Origin of the sequence: Affinundibacterium flavidum (genome assembly GCF_014284175.1) — a bacterium.
GTDB lineage: Bacteria > Pseudomonadota > Gammaproteobacteria > Burkholderiales > Burkholderiaceae_D > Undibacterium > Undibacterium flavidum.
The window spans coordinates 188,002-207,032 of sequence record NZ_JACOGA010000003.1; the positions used below are offsets into that span (position 1 = coordinate 188,002).

18 protein-coding genes are annotated in these 19,031 nt (G+C 45.3%); 13 read left to right on the forward strand and 5 right to left on the reverse strand.

What is annotated here, in order from left to right:
• A complete protein-coding gene (locus H8K55_RS04335; protein ID WP_186940844.1) occupies positions 1 to 705 on the reverse strand; it encodes a ribonuclease HI family protein in 705 nt (234 codons plus the stop codon).
• 96 nt (positions 706 to 801) lie between these two features.
• On the opposite strand from H8K55_RS04335, the gene H8K55_RS04340 reads away from it, so the two are divergent.
• Positions 802 to 1,338, forward strand: a complete 537-nt coding sequence (locus H8K55_RS04340; protein WP_186940845.1) for a DinB family protein — start codon at positions 802 to 804, stop codon at positions 1,336 to 1,338.
• A gap of 130 nt (positions 1,339 to 1,468) precedes the next feature.
• On the opposite strand, the gene H8K55_RS04345 is transcribed toward H8K55_RS04340, so the two are convergent.
• Complete coding sequence (locus tag H8K55_RS04345; RefSeq protein WP_186940846.1) at positions 1,469 to 2,047, reverse strand: hypothetical protein; 579 nt, start codon at positions 2,045 to 2,047, stop codon at positions 1,469 to 1,471.
• A gap of 517 nt (positions 2,048 to 2,564) precedes the next feature.
• On the opposite strand from H8K55_RS04345, the gene H8K55_RS04350 reads away from it, so the two are divergent.
• The 8 genes from H8K55_RS04350 (at position 2,565) to H8K55_RS04385 (ending at position 10,096) form a co-directional block, all read left to right on the forward strand.
• The gene (locus H8K55_RS04350; protein WP_186940847.1) at positions 2,565 to 3,338 is read left to right on the forward strand and encodes a sulfite exporter TauE/SafE family protein; all 774 of its coding nucleotides are present in this window, start codon (positions 2,565 to 2,567) and stop codon (positions 3,336 to 3,338) included.
• Positions 3,339 to 3,452: 114 nt separating this feature from the next.
• Positions 3,453 to 5,159 (forward strand): nitrite/sulfite reductase, encoded by a 1,707-nt coding sequence (locus tag H8K55_RS04355; protein ID WP_186940848.1) that lies wholly within the window; start codon positions 3,453 to 3,455, stop codon positions 5,157 to 5,159.
• A 12-nt stretch (positions 5,160 to 5,171) separates the two neighbouring features.
• A complete protein-coding gene (locus H8K55_RS04360; RefSeq protein ID WP_186940849.1) occupies positions 5,172 to 5,699 on the forward strand; it encodes a DUF934 domain-containing protein in 528 nt (175 codons plus the stop codon).
• Between the two features lie 16 nt (positions 5,700 to 5,715).
• Positions 5,716 to 6,435: a phosphoadenylyl-sulfate reductase gene (locus H8K55_RS04365; RefSeq protein WP_186940850.1), complete on the forward strand. Its 720-nt coding sequence runs from the start codon at positions 5,716 to 5,718 to the stop codon at positions 6,433 to 6,435.
• Between the two features lie 59 nt (positions 6,436 to 6,494).
• Entirely contained in the window at positions 6,495 to 7,430 is a 936-nt protein-coding gene (gene cysD, locus H8K55_RS04370) for a sulfate adenylyltransferase subunit CysD (protein WP_186940851.1), read from the forward strand.
• Positions 7,430 to 8,755, forward strand: coding sequence for a sulfate adenylyltransferase subunit 1 (locus tag H8K55_RS04375; RefSeq protein ID WP_186940852.1), 1,326 nt, complete (start codon positions 7,430 to 7,432; stop codon positions 8,753 to 8,755). Before cysD ends, H8K55_RS04375 begins: the two co-directional genes overlap by 1 nt.
• Entirely contained in the window at positions 8,748 to 9,503 is a 756-nt protein-coding gene (gene cobA, locus H8K55_RS04380) for a uroporphyrinogen-III C-methyltransferase (RefSeq protein ID WP_186940853.1), read from the forward strand. Before H8K55_RS04375 ends, cobA begins: the two co-directional genes overlap by 8 nt.
• Before the next feature lie 158 nt (positions 9,504 to 9,661).
• Positions 9,662 to 10,096 (forward strand): bacteriohemerythrin, encoded by a 435-nt coding sequence (locus tag H8K55_RS04385; RefSeq protein ID WP_186940854.1) that lies wholly within the window; start codon positions 9,662 to 9,664, stop codon positions 10,094 to 10,096.
• A gap of 10 nt (positions 10,097 to 10,106) precedes the next feature.
• On the opposite strand, the gene H8K55_RS04390 is transcribed toward H8K55_RS04385, so the two are convergent.
• From H8K55_RS04390 to lptF, 3 genes are all read right to left on the reverse strand, one after another.
• The gene (locus tag H8K55_RS04390; protein WP_186940855.1) at positions 10,107 to 10,478 is read right to left on the reverse strand and encodes a sirohydrochlorin chelatase; all 372 of its coding nucleotides are present in this window, start codon (positions 10,476 to 10,478) and stop codon (positions 10,107 to 10,109) included.
• A 61-nt stretch (positions 10,479 to 10,539) separates the two neighbouring features.
• Positions 10,540 to 11,670: an LPS export ABC transporter permease LptG gene (gene lptG / locus H8K55_RS04395; RefSeq protein ID WP_186940856.1), complete on the reverse strand. Its 1,131-nt coding sequence runs from the start codon at positions 11,668 to 11,670 to the stop codon at positions 10,540 to 10,542.
• A complete protein-coding gene (gene lptF / locus H8K55_RS04400; RefSeq protein ID WP_186940857.1) occupies positions 11,670 to 12,830 on the reverse strand; it encodes an LPS export ABC transporter permease LptF in 1,161 nt (386 codons plus the stop codon). The genes lptG and lptF overlap by 1 nt, the downstream gene beginning before the upstream one ends.
• Positions 12,831 to 12,946: 116 nt before the next feature.
• Between lptF and H8K55_RS04405 the strand changes: the two genes are divergently transcribed.
• The 4 genes from H8K55_RS04405 to H8K55_RS04420 all read left to right on the forward strand — a co-directional run bounded on the left by H8K55_RS04405 (position 12,947) and on the right by H8K55_RS04420 (position 18,982).
• Positions 12,947 to 14,458, forward strand: coding sequence for a leucyl aminopeptidase (locus tag H8K55_RS04405; protein ID WP_186940858.1), 1,512 nt, complete (start codon positions 12,947 to 12,949; stop codon positions 14,456 to 14,458).
• A 111-nt stretch (positions 14,459 to 14,569) separates the two neighbouring features.
• A complete protein-coding gene (gene xth / locus H8K55_RS04410) occupies positions 14,570 to 15,334 on the forward strand; it encodes an exodeoxyribonuclease III (protein ID WP_186940859.1) in 765 nt (254 codons plus the stop codon).
• A gap of 903 nt (positions 15,335 to 16,237) precedes the next feature.
• The gene (locus H8K55_RS04415) at positions 16,238 to 17,500 is read left to right on the forward strand and encodes a M43 family zinc metalloprotease (RefSeq protein WP_186940860.1); all 1,263 of its coding nucleotides are present in this window, start codon (positions 16,238 to 16,240) and stop codon (positions 17,498 to 17,500) included.
• 603 nt (positions 17,501 to 18,103) lie between these two features.
• On the forward strand, positions 18,104 to 18,982 hold the full coding sequence (locus H8K55_RS04420) for an HDOD domain-containing protein (RefSeq protein WP_186940861.1): 879 nt from the start codon (positions 18,104 to 18,106) through the stop codon (positions 18,980 to 18,982).
• Positions 18,983 to 19,031 lie beyond the last annotated feature (49 nt).

The window sequence follows — 19,031 nt, forward strand, 5'->3', positions numbered from 1 at the left end:
CTAAAATTTGCCAGCGAGACTTTTGACACTCGCGTCCTTCATGTCATAGGTATTTCTGGCAAAAGCCAACTCGGCGAGAGCATCTGCTTCGTGATTTTTGGCGCGAGGTATCCACACTATTCGAACTTTAGGTAACTTCCGCAGTAGTGTCTCCGCTTGATGTCGATAATCTACCAAGCTTTGTGCAGACTTGGTCGCGGGAGCATCAAGATCATCAATTACAACTCGGCTGTCGCCATAGATCATTGCTTCGGTACAGTCTTGCTCGTGCATTAAGGCTAACAATGCGAGCAAGGCCTCGTATTCCGCAGTACTGCTATTTCCAAAACCGATAGTCCGACTTATTTCCCAGCGTCGACCATCCGGCGCCAACAACACAGCACCAATAGAGCAGACGCCAGGGTTAGGTTTTGCTGATCCATCAAACCAGCCACACCAACCGGATCGCGCGATTTGTTTTGCCTCAACTTGTGCACGGTGTTTTTGCTGCGAGCTTAACTTATTCTGTTGCTTCATTTCGTTCAAACGCAGGGCTTGCTTGCTGCGCATCTCTAGCAACATGGTTAAGCTCCCTTCACCCGCGCAAGCCATTAGTACCCTCTCTAATGCTACAACCAAACTGATGCCTTCACGTTGAGCCAATCGGCGTGCAGCAACGCGTTCACGATGCACAGAAGCGATGTGCATTAATTCAAAATCTGGCATGGCTATTGATCAATATGTGCGATGAAGAAGAATATTGTAGACTATGTAAAATCAGGAGCTAATTGATTTAACCACATCATAGAAAAGGAATTAAACATGTCACTGAATAAGCATGTGCAACTGATGGCGCAATACAATCAATGGATGAACCAAAAACTCTATGATGTCGCTGCAGGAATGAAAGAATCGGATCTAAAAAGCGATCGCGGTGCATTTTTTGGATCGATTTTTGCGACTTTGAATCATATTGCAGTGGCAGACACTATATGGCTGAAGCGCCTGAACAGCATCATTTCTTCACAATGGAATCTAGCCAGCATAGAGAATTTAGCGCCAGTCAACTCACTGGAAATGCAGCTATTTGATCAGCTAACTGAGCTACGTTGTTATCGCGAACAACTCGATCAACTACTATTGGGAATTAGCAATCATATTGGTGAATACGAATTATTGCTTCCGGTCCAATACCGCGATATCAAAGGAAACCTGCATACAAAGCAATGTTTTAATTTACTGATGCATGTGTTTAATCATCAAACCCATCATCGCGGACAAATCACCACCATGTTAAGCCAAGCAAACATCGACATTGGCGTCACTGATTTGAATGCACTGATTCCCGAATTAGCCTAAAACATTGGCATAAGCTGATATTAGCGATATTACAAATCAAAGGATCAAAAGATAAAAGGATTGGAGGATTAAGTGTTATAGGGAGCGACAGGATCTCGCTCCTCTCTACCGACAAGATATTGGCAGAATCTTAGTTAACGCCAGGACGTCCACCGCCCATGCCACCTTTTCCGCTACGATGCGCTCCTCCGCTATTTTTTTCACCTCCATGCTGAGCCTCCTTTGGCTTATCTGCAACGCGCATTAACTGCTCGTTCATTAACACAGCCAATGCATCACGTTGAACGTCACTCAATGCGTCATACATCGTCATCCAGCATTCACGCAACTCTTGATTTTCACGTGCAGATAGTGTGTCGTCTTGATCCATCAATTGTGCCAAATCCCTTAGCTCAGGCGCTTTCGTCTGCAATCGTTTTTTAATACTAAGTTGGATTTCATGACGCCTATCTTCCCGTACGCGTAACATCGCTTTGGTACGAGCTTCCATTTGTAGCCATAGCCCCTGCTGATTCGATGTGAAATTTGCGTTATTTTTAAATTCACCCAAAATAGGTAATACGTCTTGAGCGCGAAATTCCCATATATCGATAGCCTGTGCGTTGACTCCTATGAGCATTCCTGCCATCAGAAGTCCCCACAAAGAAGCCATAGTCATTTTTTTTGTGCTCGGCAGCGATTGCAAACGTGGCAGTAATTTTCCAAACATAAGGCACTCCAGTAGATAAGTCTTCGCGATAATATCGGAAGTGCTGAATTAAATGATTGCGAAGTATTGCCCCTTACTCCGTTCGATACAATTTGAAACATCGCAGGATGCCTACGATTGCAGCAGCAACGCACAACATAAACAACATCTCTCAGATGAAAACGGTCCTTTTTTTTGTACAAATAATCTCCAACAATAATTTTTAGCTGACTACAATTACTTACAAAATAAATGACTCGATCAGCGCATTCCTTCTATTTATCAACTGAGCAGATTTGAAAGTTCACCATTCAAATAAGTACAGGTAGATCGGCTTAGTCCATACGGCCGCGCAAAAAAAGCTTTTATTATTAGCAATTAATATAAAATAAAGCCCTAATCAATCGTGCAGAAAATCAGACTTAAGTCGAAAATCCGTATTTCTATATAGTCAAACTGCATATAAGCAAATAAATACTAAGTAGTTGGTTATAAAGTGGCTCGCACTTATCATGCATGCTACTTTGTATGAGGCTCTATGACACTTACCTACATCATCTCTGGATTTGCAGTTGGCACCCTGGTTGGATTAACTGGTGTCGGTGGCGGCTCGTTGATGACGCCTTTGTTAACTCTGTTATTTGGTGTATCCCCGGCTGTTGCAGTAGGTACTGATTTGGCATTTGCCTCGATCACGAAAGCAACGGGAACTTTCACACACAGATTGCGTGGTACAGTTGAATGGAATGTCGTCCGCCTGCTGTGTTACGGCGCTTTGCCAGCAGCTCTGCTCGCCACCCTCGCGCTTAAAAATTTCGGCGGATTAAGCAAAGAACTCGGTCAAATTATTCGTTACTCCATCGCCACATCCGTTTTTTTGACGGTGATCGCGATTCTGTATCGCAGTAAATTAATGGCCTGGATTAATGCCCATCCTGAACGTCAATTGCATGGAAAGAAGTTAGCAGTCGCCACCGTGATCGCGGGTGCGGTATTGGGCATCTTGGTGACCATTTCTTCTATCGGCGCAGGTGCCATTGGAGCGACGATTTTAGTTTTGTTGTATCCAAAAATGCCAGCCGCTCATGTGGCAGGAACTGATATTGCCTATGCCGTGCCACTGACAGCTATCGCTGCGATTGGGCATTGGTGGTTGGGTTCTATCAATTGGGAATTATTGGGCTCTTTATTGCTGGGTTCAGTTCCAGGCATCACGCTTGGTTCACTCGCTGCCAAAGCAGTACCCGAAAAATTATTACGCGGCATTTTGGCCACGACCTTAACACTGGTGGCTTGCAAATTGGTTCTGTAAGATTTTTTTGCTAACCAGCAGGCACTCTAACAAGCACTCTTTCAATAACCTCAACTCGTTGAATATGTCGACACCAGATAGTCTGGCACGACGTCTTAAATAGGAAGTTCGCAGATGTATCGTTACGACCAACATGATCATTTAATCGTTCAAGAGCGCGTTGCTCAATTTCGCGATCAGGTAAGCCGTCGCATTGCTAATGAGCTGACGGAAGATGAATTCCGTATTTTGCGTTTACAAAACGGCTTATACATGCAACGTCATGCCTACATGTTACGTGTAGCGGTTCCGTATGGCTTGGTGTCGTCCGCACAAATGCGCAAATTTGCTTTTATCGCGCGCAAATATGACCGTGGCTATGGTCATTTCACTACGCGTCAAAACATCCAATATAACTGGATTAATCTAGAAGACACACCAGACATTCTGGCGGAATTAGCGAGCGTAGAAATGCACGCGATTCAAACGTCCGGTAATTGCATGCGCAATATCACGTCAGATGAATTTGCAGGTGTCGCTGCAGATGAAATTATCGATCCACGCCCTTATGCTGAAATCTTGCGTCAATGGACAACTTTCCACCCTGAATTTGCCTACTTGCCACGCAAATTTAAGATCGCCATCAATGGTGCTAAAGAAGATCGCGCTGCAATCGCTGTGCACGATATCGGTTTAACAGTTGTTCACAACGAAGCAGGAGAAGTTGGCTTTAAAGTGATGGTAGGAGGCGGCATGGGTCGCACGCCAATTTTAGGTAGCGTGATTCGTGAATTCCTACCATGGCAGCACGTAATGACCTATCTAGAAGCAATTTTGCGTATCTACAACCAATTTGGTCGCCGTGACAATATTTACAAAGCGCGTATCAAAATTCTGGTGAAGGCAATTGGTGCTGAAGAATTTGCTCGTCAGGTTGAAGAAGAATGGCAAGACCTCAAAGATGGTCCTGCCACCCTGACTGAAGCAGAGTTACAACGTGTTGCAGCTTATTTCACTGCACCCGCGTATGCCGATTTGCCTGTAATTGATAGCAATTTTGTGCAATTACAACAAGAAAATAAGGCATTTTCTAATTGGGTGAAGCGGAATGTAAAACCGCACAAACAAGCGGGTTACAATGCAGTAGTGTTGTCACTTAAGAAACCTGGTGTACCGCCTGGTGATGCCAATGCGGATCAGATGGATTTCGTTGCTGACCTAGCAGATCGCTATAGTTTTGGTGAGATTCGAGTAACGCATGAGCAAAACTTGGTGTTGGCAGATGTGGAACAAAGTCAGTTATTCGACCTATGGAAAGAAGCCAAAGCACACGGTTTAGCCACACCAAATGTCGGTTTGCTGACGGATATGATTTGCTGCCCTGGCGGTGACTTCTGTGCATTGGCAAATGCCAAATCGATCCCAATCGCACTCGACATTACCGACCGTTTCAACGATCTCGATTATTTGCACGATATTGGTGAGTTGGAATTGAATATGTCTGGCTGTATTAATGCTTGCGGTCACCACCACGTTGGCAACATTGGCATCTTGGGCGTCGATAAAGATGGCAGTGAATGGTATCAAGTGTCCATCGGCGGTGCGCAGGGCAATCAGTCCGCCATAGGCAAAATTATCGGCCCGTCCTTTTCTGCCGGACAAATGCCAGAAGTAGTAGAACGTATTGTGCAAGTGTATTTGCGCGAACGTGTTAACGGTGAACGCTTTATCGATACCGCGCAGCGTTTAGGGATTACACCATTCAAAGAATATGTTTATGCAACACCAATAAAAACGATCGAGCATCACGGAGAGGATGCCGGCTCTGCAGTAGTGTACTAGGGGGAGAAATATATGACTAAAATTATTAAAGATAGAGCGATAGTCAATGACGATTGGGAAATTTTACAATTATCTGAAGACGATACGGCGGATTCCATTGCAGTACCTGAAGGAAAGGTAATCGTACCACTCAAAGTCTGGCAATTTCAACGCGATCAATTAATTCAACGCGCCAAAGAGCGGCATGATATCGGCGTATGGTTTAGTAGCAATGAACAAGCGAAAGAGTTGCAACAGGATTTGCAATTATTCAATTTGTTAGCAGTGGATTTTCCTAAATTTGCGGATGGTCGCGGCTACTCTATCGCCTACAATTTGCGGACGCGTTTTAACTACACAGGCGAACTCCGTGCCATTGGTGATGTGCTGCGCGACCAATTATTTTATATGCAACGTGTAGGCTTTAATTCCTTTGCTGTACGCGCCGATAAGAACATCAACGATGCGATCAAAGGATTGACCGACTTCAGTGAAAAATATCAAACTTCAGTCGATGAAAAAAACCCTTTGTTCCGACGTGTGGCTAGAGCAGGCAATTAATTTCTATAAAATTTCTATGAATGATACGAGTAATTTTGCGATACGCTTAGCCGACACCGTCGCCATTTTAGAGAGAATCGCTAACGAGTTTGCACCAGCGGTATTTGCTTCCAGCCTTGCTGCTGAAGACATGGTGCTGACGGACTTAATTTTGCGTAACAAACTGGACATCAAGATTTTCTCACTCGAAACCGGCCGCTTGCACAAAGAAACCTTGGCTATGTTGGAGCGTATTCAAGAGACTTATGGTGTTGAAATACAGTTATTCAAACCAAAAATCGCCGCGGTTGAAGACTATGTCAGACAGCATGGTGTGAATGCATTCTACGACAGTGTAGAGATGCGTAAAGAGTGCTGCAGAATTCGTAAAGTAGAGCCCTTGAACCGTGCGCTGTCAGGCAACAAAGCGTGGATCACAGGACAACGCCGTGCCCAGTCAGCGACCCGCGCTGAATTAGCAGTACAAGAAGATGATGTCGCGCATGCTATGCAAAAATTCAATCCCTTAACGGATTGGTCAGAAGAGGACGTTTGGCACTATATTCGCAGCAATAATGTGCCTTACAATGCACTGCATGACAAAGCTTATCCATCTATCGGTTGCGAACCCTGCACGCGTGCGATACAGCCAGGCGAAGATGTACGCGCCGGACGCTGGTGGTGGGAAAATCCAGAGTCGAAAGAATGTGGCTTGCATGTAGTGGATGGAAAATTGGTCCGCATCAAATCAATTTAATCAATTGAAATTGAAATTGAAAATCAAAACCGAATTAAATCGAATAAAAAAGGCTTAGCATGAACACCGTAGTTGAAAATCACTTCATTGATGCCGCGAGCAATCGCCATCTCGATTGGCTGGAATCCGAAGCCATCCACATCATGCGTGAAGTGGCGGCTGAATGTACTAACCCTGCCCTGTTGTTCTCCGGTGGTAAAGATTCAGTGGTGTTGTTACGTATCGCAGAAAAAGCTTTTCGTCCTGGCAAATTCCCTTTCCCATTGGTACATGTGGATACCGGTCATAATTTTCCAGAAGTGATTACCTTCCGCGACAAACGCGTCGCCGAATTAGGCGAACGTCTGATCGTCGGTTCGGTTGAAGACTCTATCAATCGCGGCACCGTACGTTTGCGTAATCCTAAGACCGATTCACGCAACGCGGCGCAAGCAGTGACTTTATTAGAAACGATTGCTGAACATAAATTTGATGCCTGCATCGGTGGCGCGCGTAGGGATGAAGAAAAAGCCCGCGCTAAAGAACGTATCTTTTCTTTCCGTGATGAATTCGGTCAATGGAATCCAAAAGCACAGCGCCCTGAACTCTGGGATTTATATAACACCCGTGTTCATCCTGGTGAAAACATGCGCGTGTTCCCGATTTCCAACTGGACTGAACTCGACGTCTGGCAATACATCGCTCGTGAAAAACTAGAATTACCACCGATTTATTTTGCGCACGAACGCGAAGTCATTCCTCGCAATGGTTTGCTAGTTCCAGTGTCAGAGTTAACACCACCGCGTGCTGGTGAAACGGTAGAAAAACAAATCGTGCGCTTTCGTACTGTCGGTGATATTTCCTGTACCTGCCCAGTATCGTCAGATGCCGCAACAGTAGAAGCAATTATTGAAGAAACCGCAGTCACCCAAATTACAGAACGCGGCGCAACACGCATGGATGATCAGACTTCAGAGTCGTCCATGGAAAAACGTAAAAAAGAAGGATATTTCTAATGAGCACCCAGGTACAACAGTCCGCCACTTCTATCGATATTGCGCGTGAACGCGGCTTACTGCGTTTCATCACGGCAGGTTCAGTGGATGATGGCAAGAGTACGCTCATCGGTCGTTTACTGTTCGACAGCAAAGGTATTTTTGCTGATCAATTGAACGCCATTTCTAAAGCCAAACACAAACGCACAGTCGGCGACACGATAGATTTGTCTTTGTTGACGGATGGCTTGGAAGCGGAACGCGAACAAGGCATCACGATCGACGTCGCTTACCGTTATTTCGCAACACCTAAACGCAAATTCATCATCGCCGATACGCCAGGTCATGAGCAATACACACGCAACATGGTCACTGGCGCCTCGACTGCTGATGCTGTCATCATTTTGATTGACGTCTCCAAAGTGAAGCTCGGTGACGATGGTAGTGTTGAGCTACTCACGCAAACCAAACGTCATTCTACGATTGCACATTTACTGCAAATCGAACATGTGATCGTTGCCGTGAACAAGATGGATTTGGTGAATTACGATCAAACCGTCTATGACCGCATCGTTGGTGCTTACCAAGAGTTCGCTGCACAATTAGGTTTACGCGACGTACATCCAATTCCTTTGTCGGCATTAGCTGGCGATAACGTCGTCACCAATAGCGATAATCTGGCCTGGTACCAAGGCCCTACTTTAATCGAGTTGCTGGAATCCTTAAGCGTCTACGATGAGTGCCATGACGAGCCTTTCCGCTTCCCCGTGCAATTGGTGGCGCGCCACAATGGTCACGAGGCAAACGACTTCCGTGGCTATATGGGACGTATCGAAGCGGGCAAAGTTAGCGTCGGCGATAGCATCGTGGTGCAGCCTTCTGGACAGACTGCGACGGTCAAAGATATCCAGACTTTGGATGGTTCTTTGCAAACTGCGGTGGTGGGTCAATCCGTTACTATTTTGCTCAATGAATACGTGGATATCTCACGCGGCGATATGTTGGCAGGTGCGGATCGGCCTGCGACAGTATTGAAAACTTTGAGTGCCGATTTGTGCTGGTTATCAGAAGATGCCTTAGACGTTCGTCGTAAATATTGGCTGAAACATACGACACGTCAGGTCGCAGCCCGTGTTGCGTCGGTCGACACTTTGTTGGATATCAATACCCAAGAACGCCGCGCAACTGATACACTTAAATTGAACGACATCGCTCGCGTCAATATCAATGTACAGCAAGCACTGGCAGCCGATGCTTACGACATCACCCGTGCTACAGGGGCATTCATTTTGATCGACGAAGTCACCCATCAAACTGTCGCAGCGGGAATGATACGTCTTGGCTAATCTATCTGAATCAACTACATCCCCAGTTAAAAATAAAACCGGTATCGTCTACTTAGTCGGTGCTGGGCCGGGTGCAGTTGATTTAATTACCGTGCGTGGTGCAAAACTCTTAGCGCAAGCGGATATTGTTTTGCACGACGCATTGGTCACTGCCGAGATGCTGGCACTCTGCCCTCAAGCGATTCAAGTCTCGGTTGGCAAGCGCAGCGGCCAACGCTCAGCCGCGCAAGAACACATCAATCAACAGTTAGTCGAAGCCGCGCAACGACATGCCATCGTAGTCCGCCTGAAAGGTGGCGACCCTATGTTATTTGGCCGTGCTGATGAGGAAATGACAGCACTGGAGCAAGCTGGAATACGTTTCGAAATCGTGCCCGGCATTACGACTGCTATGGCCGCTGCAGCCAGCGTACAACTACCACTCACTAAACGCGGAGTGGCACGCAGTGTTGCCCTCTTCACCTCCAGTACCGCGCCCGGTGAATCCGCCGAAACCCGCATTCCTGATTGCGACACCTTGGTTCAATACATGGGTGGCAAAGAAGCGATACTGACCGCACAGCGCATGCTGGCAAAAGGCTTTTCCGCCAATCTTCCGATTGTGATTGTGCAAAGCTGTAGTCGCCAGGAAGAGCAGCATTTGCACCTGACGCTGGCAGAACTCGCACATGGCTTGCCGGATTGCGAAGGCCCGGTACTCGTCATGATGGGCGAAGCGATGCGATCACGACAAACTCAAAAAGCATAGTAAATCGCTATACCTGCACAAAAACTTGCGCTAAAACAAGTTTATCCGGCCTCAATCCTTTTAAAATCTCGGCTCACTAGGATATTCGCTGATATTCGCAAATATTCGCTAATTTTCGCTATCAATTGGCATTTTAATTGATGGCCGTAAGGCTGTGCATGAGCTATTTTGAATGGAATGACAACTTAAGTGTGCACGATGCACTGATAGACCAAGATCACCAAGCCTTAATTGGTATGGTGAATGAATTGCATGATGCGGCTGAATCGGAACAGGACTATCAGAGTCTATCGAAAATTTTGACGCGTTTAGCGACCTACACCCAAGAACATTTTCAGCGTGAAGAAGATCTCATGCAGGCGAGCGCCTATCCAGCTTATAGGGCACATAAAGAGCAGCATAGAAAATTATTAGAGCGCGTAAGCGACCTCAAGCATGAACTGGAAAATGCGCGCACTCTGGTCGCATTGGAGACTGCTGAATTGCTGCGATTTTGGCTGACATCACACATTTTATTGAGTGACAAACAATTCGCCGACACCTTGCATCAACACCATACAGAAGCGACATTTGAAAAATCGTCGCTAAGATAAGAAAACAAACCTACTCTATCGAACGTAGGCAATAATCTCGCAATGCGCTTAAAACACCTTGGTCTTCACCTGCAGCAAGCACCTGCTTAATTTGTATCTGAGGATAGCGGCTACGCAATTCATCGACCATCAAAGGCAAGTCCCGCAGAACATGCCCCCCCTGCCCTAAAAATATCGGCGTGATCGTCAAGTTGTCATAGCCCACCGAAACGAGATTCTCTACTGCTTCTGGCAGCTGTGGCTGCATTAATTCCAAAAAAGCCAGCTCCACCTTAACGTCAGGTAAACTTTGCTGCGTTAATTGTTGCAGACGTTGAAAAGGCTGTGCCCAACTAGCAGCACGAGCGCCGTGGGCAAACAAGATTAAGGCTTTTTTGGACATAATCAAATTCAAATTCAAATCGAAAATCTACGCTGAGAAACTATCAGAAATTGCGTTGCACCTAATGTCGCTCAACATAACGCAAACCTACATACGCCAATAAGGAGAAAATCAGACTAGGAAATAATGCCGTCACTAATGCTGGCCAAGTATTAATTTGCCCCAAATAAGCGAACAAACTATTCACCAGATAGAACACCATCCCCAGCATGATTCCACTAAAAATACGCAAGCTGATTCCGCCATCTCGCGCATGCAAATAGGCAAATGGTAGCGCTAATGCCATCATCACCAAAATAGAAATTGGGTACGTCAATTTTTTCCAAAAAGCGATATCGTAACGCTCGGTCGATTGCTTATTTTCTGCCAAATGCTTGGTGTATGAAGCTAACTCTAGAGCGGACATACGATCAACTTCCGTGAACAGCACCGATAAAATATCTGGCGTAATTTCTGACATCAAATCCTTCGTAGCCAATTTGTGCGTATCTGACTCTATCATGGTCTCAGTTGCCAGATTCTTGGGAAAACTGGTTTCCACTACCTCATGCAATTGCCACACATGTGAACGCACGTATACCGCTTGCTTCGCATTGATCTCACGCAGTAACTGAAAATTAGTATCGAACTCGTAGATTTTGACGCCGAGTAAAGTTCGCTCAGGCGATACTTCCCTGACATTCAAAAAACGCGTGCCAATCACTGCGCCGTCCGCATCATTACTACGGATTAAATCCTTAGTCCACAAGCCACTACGGAAGCCCTGAGTCAATGGTGACGAGGCGGCTTGCATGCTGATTTGCTTAGATAATTTTGTCGCCATAGGAGCAATCACTTCACCCAATAAATAGGTCAACAAAATAAAAATAATAGCGATGTTTCCCAACATTTTAGCAACCGTCCAGGACGACATACTAGCGGCGCGCATAATCGTAAACTCAGAATTACTGGCAAATTGTGCCAACACATAAATTGTGCCGATCAACACAGCAATCGGTAAAAAATCGTAGGCATTGCCTGGGATATTCAAGAGCACAGTCAACAAAGCGTGCTTCAACAGATAACCATTTTTGTTGATCGCTGCGAGCTCTTTCATCAGATCGAAAAAAGACGTCAATACCAACAACGCGAACAACACAAACAACACAGCGCGAATAATCTCGCTACCAAAATAACGTTGCAGCACTTTCATCAGTTACCCACCATCTGTTGATGATCAACACATTGCTGATTCTTTTTTCGATACAGGTGACATTTGATACGTCCCCATACACTGCTCGGATGCCAGGTACTATTCACCTTGAGACGCCACATGAAAAAGAGCGCTATAAGTATGGCGACCACGACATGCATAGGCCAGGATGCACGCCAAAAACTGACTTTACCCTGTACCACAGCGAGCTGTAACATGTTCAAAATATTTAAATTTACCGCCACTAAAATCAAAGCGACTATCATATTCGCCGAACGCCCCACACGCGGATTGACATAACCCAAAGGAATGGCCAACAACATGAGCAGCAATCCCATAAATGGCAGTGACACTCGCCACAGTAATTCACCATCGCGAGTAGGATTGGGTTCATCTATTAAGGTACGCAAAGGCAAAGCTTTGGCAGATTTATTATTTGCATCGAGATTGCTTTGTGCTGAGAGTAAGACGGCATATTTCTCAAACTGCATCATTTGAAAATCACCTTCCGTCGGCAAACCGTCGTAACGACGACCTTGGCTCATAACCAAAAAGCGATCGCCATGCGCGTCGATTTCAACTTTACCTTCCTTGGCGATAATGACGCTAGAGCGTCCATCATTCATCATGCTGGTAAAAATATTCTGAACCTTACTTAAGTCGCCTGAAACCTCTTCGACAAAAGACACACGACCACCACCACGCGATTCTTGAAATTTTCCTGGTGCGACCTTAGCGATATCTTCGCGCTTCTCATAGCGATTTCTGACTTCTTGCATTTGCTCATTCGCCCATGGCGACACCACCAGACTTAGTGTTCCCACTAAGATGGTCAAAGGCAATGCCACACTTAAAATCGGCGCAATCCAACGCGTCAAACTTAAGCCGGACGCAAACCAGACCACCATTTCGGAATCTTGATAAGCACGAGTAACCACCAACAACACTGAAATGAAGCCAGTCAAAATCAACAAAATCGGAAAATAATCGAGTGAATAGAAACCGATTAATATCAAAACATCACTAGAAGCAATTTTGCCACCGGCAGCATCACGCAAAATCCGGATCAGCATGAACGTCACCGTAATGGTGAACAAGGTCGTAAACACAGCGCTGGCAGCACTAAATAATTCTCGTCTGAGCGCACGTTGAAAAATCATAATTAAGTTGGTCTTATTAGTAGTTATGGAGACTATGCAAGGGGGTTATAATAGTCGTTTTACGTATTTAAGCGAAATTCAAAAGATCATCGCTGATCGACAATAAGGAGCAAGACGTGGACTTTAGCATAAAAACACTAGCAGCCAAAAGCACAGCAGCAGACAATGCCAGCACCATCAAGACCGCCTGTATCGTCGTCGGCGTATTTGAAAACAAGAAATTATCAACCGCCGCTACGCAATTAAATAAAAAAGGCGCGATTGATGCTGCTCTGAAATCCGGTGACATTTCTGGCAAGATCGGCTCTTCTTTATTATTACGCAACATTGCCGATGTCAGTGCTGAGCGCGTATTGTTAGTCGGTTTGGGTGATGATCCAGCCAAAGTATCCGAAAAAGCCTATAGCAGCGCAGTACAAAGCGCAGCGCGTGGCTTAAATAATCTGGGCGGCACCGATGTCAGCGTCGTCTTGCCTGCAGTTGATGGACGTGATTTAGCGTGGGCGATCCGTCAAACAGTGATCGCGTTCAAAGAAGCAATATTCCGCACGGATGCGCACAAGAGCAAAAAAGACACCATTGCGGCAAATATCAAGAAAGTCGCAATCTATGTCGCTGCGACAGATGCTGCAGCCGCTAAGCTAGCTTTGGCACAAAGTATCGCTCTCGTGAACGGTATGGAATTGACCAAGGAATTGGGCAATATGCCAGCGAATTTCTGCACCCCAACGCATCTGGCAAATACCGCGAAAAAAATCGCAACCGAATTCAAAATGGGCGTAGAAGTCTTAGAACGCAAGCAAATTCAAGCTTTGAAGATGAATAGCTTCTTATCCGTTTCTGCTGGGACTGATGAACCACCAAAATTTATCGTCTTAAAGCACATGGGTGGCAAGGCGAAAGATGCACCAGTCGTATTGGTTGGTAAAGGCATTACCTTTGACTCCGGCGGTATCTCTTTGAAGCCAGGCGCAGGCATGGATGAGATGAAATACGACATGGGCGGCGCAGGCTCGGTGCTTGGCACCATGCGCGCCATCGGTGAAATGAAATTAAAACTGAATGTGATCGCGGTGATTCCAACCTGTGAAAATATGCCCTCTGGCAGCGCCACACGTCCTGGAGATATCGTCACATCGATGTCTGGTCAAACCATAGAAGTTTTAAATACCGATGCTGAAGGTCGTTTGATTTTATGTGATGCATTGACCTATGTAGAACGTTTCAAACCAGCCGCAGTGATCGACGTTGCGACTTTAACTGGCGCGATTATCACTTCCCTCGGTCACCACACCACCGGTCTATTCACCCGTCATGATGACACGCATGACAAACTTGCCGAAGAATTACTCGTCGCTGGCAAACAAGCGAATGACGTGGCATGGCGCTTACCGATAGGCGAACTGTATAACGAGCAACTCAAATCGAATTTTGCAGATATCGCAAATATCGGTGGCCCTGCGGCTGGTTCGATCACGGCCGCTTGCTTCTTGGAGCGTTTCACCAAGAAATACACTTGGGCCCATCTGGATATCGCTGGTGTATCTTGGAAATCCGGCGCAGCAAAAGGTTCGACTGGTCGTCCAGTACCAATGCTGACGACGTTCTTGATGAACCGCGCGGGCTAAGCTGCCAGGTTTTATTCAACGCGCTCTTTGCTTGCACTGAGCGCGTTTTTATTTTTTGGCGTATTTTTTAACGTATTTATTATCGTTTAGCGCTTTTGCATGAGACCGAATATGAAACTAGTCACCTGGAACGTCAACTCCCTGAAAGTCCGTCTCCCCCAAGTCTTGCAATGGCTGGAGATAAATCCTATCGATATTCTCTGCATACAAGAAACCAAACTGACCGACGATAAATTTCCACAGGCAGAAATCGAAGCTGCTGGCTATCATGTGGTGTTCACAGGTCAAAAAACCTACAACGGCGTAGCAATCATCTCGCGTCATCCGATTGCTGATGTGCAAAAAAATAATCCTCTGTTTGAAGATGAACAGCAACGCATCATCGCCGCGACGATAGCTGACATGCGTATCATTTGCGCCTATGTCCCTAACGGACAAGCGCTAGACTCAGAAAAATATCCGTATAAATTAAGCTGGCTGGCCGCTTTGCACGACTGGGTCAAGAGTGAAATGGCACAACACCCGCAGCTCGCCTTGTTAGGCGATTACAACATCGCGCCAGATGACCGTGACGTACATGATCCAGCTGCTTGGGAAGGCATGAATCTGGTGTCGCCACCAGAACGCGCGGCGTTTCAAGCTTTAATTGATCTGGGTCTCAGCGATAGCTTCCGCCAATTTGAACAGCCAGAAAAAACTTTCAGCTGGTGGGATTATCGTCAGCTCGGTTTCCGTTTAAATAAAGGCGTGCGGATTGATCATGTATTGCTCTCTAAACCTTTGGCTGAGCGCTGTACCTCCTGCGTGGTAGATCGAGTGCCGCGTAAATGGGAACAACCTTCAGATCATGCGCCGGTCATCGCTACTTTGGCCTGACTCAACATAACCTGTTCCCAACAATAAGCGACAGTGCGAGATAAACACTGTCGCTGACCGACTGGCACAAAGCATAATCAAGCCAAAATTCGCCTCACGCCACGCATAGTCCAAGCTCATCGGCTCCTTGCAACAAGAAGCGTTTGCGCACTTCAACATAGATAAATGCCCAAATTATTCTACTGTTAACACACTCGATTCTATTTGCGCAAGTTGATCCGAAAATCAATGCTCATTTAGGAAGAAATCACTTCAAAAAAGTTTCAATCAGTCTGATTGAAAATAGCAGCAATCACTTCCAGAAATCTTCAATAAACATTGAACTCAGTTTCTTTATAGCTGTGCGGCGTTGTTTATTTACTTCATATAAATTATTTGAATGCACGTCAAATTAATGTCATTTCCTATTTTTTTCAATAATCTCTAGAATTATTTGCATTACTAAAACACCTCTTCAGAGGGGTATTTATAAGCAAAGATAGTGCTGATAATTGGAAATAGCTTACGCAGAAATGAGTTCCCGCTTACTTATTGATACGTAAACAAATCTAATGTGGACAGTATTATTTCTTGGTGAACTAAGTCTATTGAACAGTGATGATAGATTTAGCTTTCTCCTGCATAGCTCTTACTTATGCATTAATTATGCATTAAGTAAGAGCTTTTTTTTAATCAAGTTTAATGAACGTTAGCTCCTATATCTTTTGTATAGGGGACTTAAAAAAAGTCAATTGACACCTCACCGCGGCGCAACTTAATCTCAATCATGCATTGAATCATTGACGATCATTAGCCATCTCAGGTTCTTCTTTAATTCAGTAAAAAATTTTGCGTATTACTTTATAAGATCCAATTCATTTGGACATTTTTTTAGAAAATCACTGAAACTAAATGGGGAAGACAATGAAATTTGAAACATATAAGAAACTAGGTGTAGCTGCTATCCTGCTCTTAGGCGTGACGAACATAAGCCATGCACAAACGCGGAAATATACAATTCCTGTTGTATTTCATGTACTCGGTTCGGGTACAGCCAGCACTGAAGCAACTCCAGCGCGCATCACGGGTGCACTCAGAACGGCAAATTTGGCTTTTCAGGGGCAGTATCCTTCGTTAGGAATTGATCCCGCGACCATAATCGCCAACAGGGGTGGCCTTGATATCGAATTTAAGTTAGCACAACGACGCCCAGATGGAACATCAACCACTGGCATTGACTATATTCCGAATGCACCCGCTGCCTATGTCACCAATGGCGCAACCGATGCCAATTTACCCAAAATTACAGCAGCCTATAATTGGGATGTTTCGCGTTATTTGAATATCTATATTGTTGACAGATTAGAGACAAATGCCGATTACGGCGGACTTGCATGGCAACCAACTTATGCGACGAACTTGAATGCAGTGTTGTTACCGTCGTGGGCAATTGGTGCAAAACAGAATGATCCGAATATCAGCTCACGAGTACCTACGCCTGGACAACAAATGAACTTGGCACACGAAATAGGGCATGCAATGAACTTGTATCATACCTTTGTGCCTAATGGTTCAGATCTTTGTGGTACAGATGGTGTTGCAGACACGCCCCCAGATGATGGCAAAGGATTTATTTTCGCCACCCCCACCTCCATCTATTACGCGCCAAACTCTTGCAATGGTGGACAAAAAAAGCCTGTCAATATAGAAAATGTCATGGGAGCACCAAATGACACGACTATGTTTACGAAAGGTCAATTGGCCATTGTCGAACAAACTCTCAATTCAGCAGTTTGGAGCCGTAACAGTCTTTGGTCCAATAATTCCTTGGTCTGTACAGGCTTAGCCACTGGCACTTGCGCAACATCATCAAGTGGGTATACCGCATTGCAAAGTGGTGTGGCCGTGACTGTCAATGTTGATACCGGGAAAACCCAAATGTTTCAAATTTCAGTACCATCAGGAAAAACTAGCTTAACAGTGACACTGAAAAATGGTACGGGCGATGGTGATATTTATGGCAAAGCTCAAACCATACCAACGCGCAGTGTGTACGACAGGGCTTCCTTTGCCGATGGAAACAATGAGGCATTTGTTGTCAATACACCTGCCGCCGGAACTTACTACATTATGGTAGAGGGCTATTCGAAAGTAACTGGTGCCGTGCTAACTGCAACTATCAAGTAATCTGATAAACGAGAGTCGTGCAAATGATTATTACTGCACGACTCACTTTGTGAATAAAACTGCGACATAAAAAACTTGATTTATCAAATTGAAAAATATTTAATCAAACATAGTGTTTGAAAATATGTTGCTTTGTGTCGACACTAATACCCAACTAATTTAGTTGCAAAAGATGCCAATCTTAGCAATGTAGCCTAAGTCGCAATTATAGGTTTTTCCTCATACTCTAGACCGACACGATCTATTCTCCCAAGCGCTTTCCCCGAACTGCCCAATAAACTTAGCGTTCAATCTGCTAACAGCCAAGGTCATGACTTAAGGCCATCAAGCCTTTACCAATTTAAGATTGGTATCATCGATACGCATCTACATTAATTTCAGTTTAAATGATTCATTTGCATTATATTTAGATGCGGAAACCCAAATAAATTTCCGCAAGGCAAGTTTATCTGCTACATTGATATTTGACGAAAGTGGGAATCAAGCACAAAATTTGGCAGACTCATTTATAGTTAAATGAATTTTAGCCAGCTTGGCTGGAAATCCTCAGCCGGCTTATATGCGGTGAAATACGTTTTCTCAAAAACGGAGTGACTTTGTGTCATGAATAAAACTGAAGCCCTAGATCTGCTGGTAGAGCAAGCCTTACGCGATGATCTGATATTTTCCGCCAGCGTTGCCACCTCCTTGCGCGTACAAGAAGCGATTGATGTCGCTGACTGCAGCTTGGACACCGCCGCAAAAATCATTATGAATGAGCCGCTGTTGGCCGCAAAAGTTGTAGCAGTCGCGAATAGCGCTGCCTACAATCGCGGATCAAATAGCGTAACGAATGTCAGATCTGCCATCGCCCGCTTAGGATTCAACACTTTGCGCGCGCTCGTGGCATCCCTCGTCATGCGTCAAATAGCGGGTGCCAGCAAGCATCCGGTGATACGCGCCAAAATCAATCAATTGTGGGAGCATTCCGCGCAAGTTGCGGCAATCGCACAAGTATTGGCAAGACGCGTTACTAAGTTAAATCCTGACACCGCTATGTTTGCGGGTATCGTGCATGAAGTCGGCGGATTTTACTTACTTTCACGCGCAGAAGAATTTCCTTGCTTACTAGAGCCGGACGATCTTTCTGGTGCTAGTGATGACCAGAATTTTGATGAACTCGAGACAGTCTCTACTGATTCACAAGAGGCGATTATAGGTCGGGCGGTACTTAAAAATCTGCATCTGCCTAGCGAAGTGAACGACGCTTTAGAAGCGCTCTGGTATGGACTACGTGCGATGCCGCCAGAAACTTTGGGCGACACGCTACTCTTGTCGAATGAATTAGCTCGCACCTTGTCACCACTCGATACGCGCACAGACTCTGAAACAAATCGCTGCGAATCAGAAATCGATTTTGTGGTGGGCGAAGGAACTTTGCTGAGCATCTTAGAAGAGTCTGAAGATGAAGTGATTACGTTATCTGCTGCTCTAATTATCTAAACTAGTAACTCTCAAACATTTTTTCAAATATCAAAAAAGGGCATCAGAG

Excerpts from the sequence above, each read along its gene's own strand:
- H8K55_RS04335 (WP_186940844.1), bottom strand. The coding sequence starts at position 705 with ATGCCAGATTTTGAATTAATGCACATCGCTTCTGTGCATCGTGAACGC.
- H8K55_RS04340 (WP_186940845.1), top strand. The coding sequence starts at position 802 with ATGTCACTGAATAAGCATGTGCAACTGATGGCGCAATACAATCAATGG.
- H8K55_RS04345 (WP_186940846.1), bottom strand. The coding sequence starts at position 2,047 with ATGTTTGGAAAATTACTGCCACGTTTGCAATCGCTGCCGAGCACAAAA.
- H8K55_RS04350 (WP_186940847.1), top strand. The coding sequence starts at position 2,565 with ATGACACTTACCTACATCATCTCTGGATTTGCAGTTGGCACCCTGGTT.
- H8K55_RS04355 (WP_186940848.1), top strand. The coding sequence starts at position 3,453 with ATGTATCGTTACGACCAACATGATCATTTAATCGTTCAAGAGCGCGTT.
- H8K55_RS04360 (WP_186940849.1), top strand. The coding sequence starts at position 5,172 with ATGACTAAAATTATTAAAGATAGAGCGATAGTCAATGACGATTGGGAA.
- H8K55_RS04365 (WP_186940850.1), top strand. The coding sequence starts at position 5,716 with ATGAATGATACGAGTAATTTTGCGATACGCTTAGCCGACACCGTCGCC.
- cysD (WP_186940851.1), top strand. The coding sequence starts at position 6,495 with ATGAACACCGTAGTTGAAAATCACTTCATTGATGCCGCGAGCAATCGC.
- H8K55_RS04375 (WP_186940852.1), top strand. The coding sequence starts at position 7,430 with ATGAGCACCCAGGTACAACAGTCCGCCACTTCTATCGATATTGCGCGT.
- H8K55_RS04385 (WP_186940854.1), top strand. The coding sequence starts at position 9,662 with ATGAGCTATTTTGAATGGAATGACAACTTAAGTGTGCACGATGCACTG.
- H8K55_RS04390 (WP_186940855.1), bottom strand. The coding sequence starts at position 10,478 with ATGTCCAAAAAAGCCTTAATCTTGTTTGCCCACGGCGCTCGTGCTGCT.
- lptG (WP_186940856.1), bottom strand. The coding sequence starts at position 11,670 with ATGAAAGTGCTGCAACGTTATTTTGGTAGCGAGATTATTCGCGCTGTG.
- lptF (WP_186940857.1), bottom strand. The coding sequence starts at position 12,830 with ATGATTTTTCAACGTGCGCTCAGACGAGAATTATTTAGTGCTGCCAGC.
- xth (WP_186940859.1), top strand. The coding sequence starts at position 14,570 with ATGAAACTAGTCACCTGGAACGTCAACTCCCTGAAAGTCCGTCTCCCC.
- H8K55_RS04415 (WP_186940860.1), top strand. The coding sequence starts at position 16,238 with ATGAAATTTGAAACATATAAGAAACTAGGTGTAGCTGCTATCCTGCTC.
- H8K55_RS04420 (WP_186940861.1), top strand. The coding sequence starts at position 18,104 with ATGAATAAAACTGAAGCCCTAGATCTGCTGGTAGAGCAAGCCTTACGC.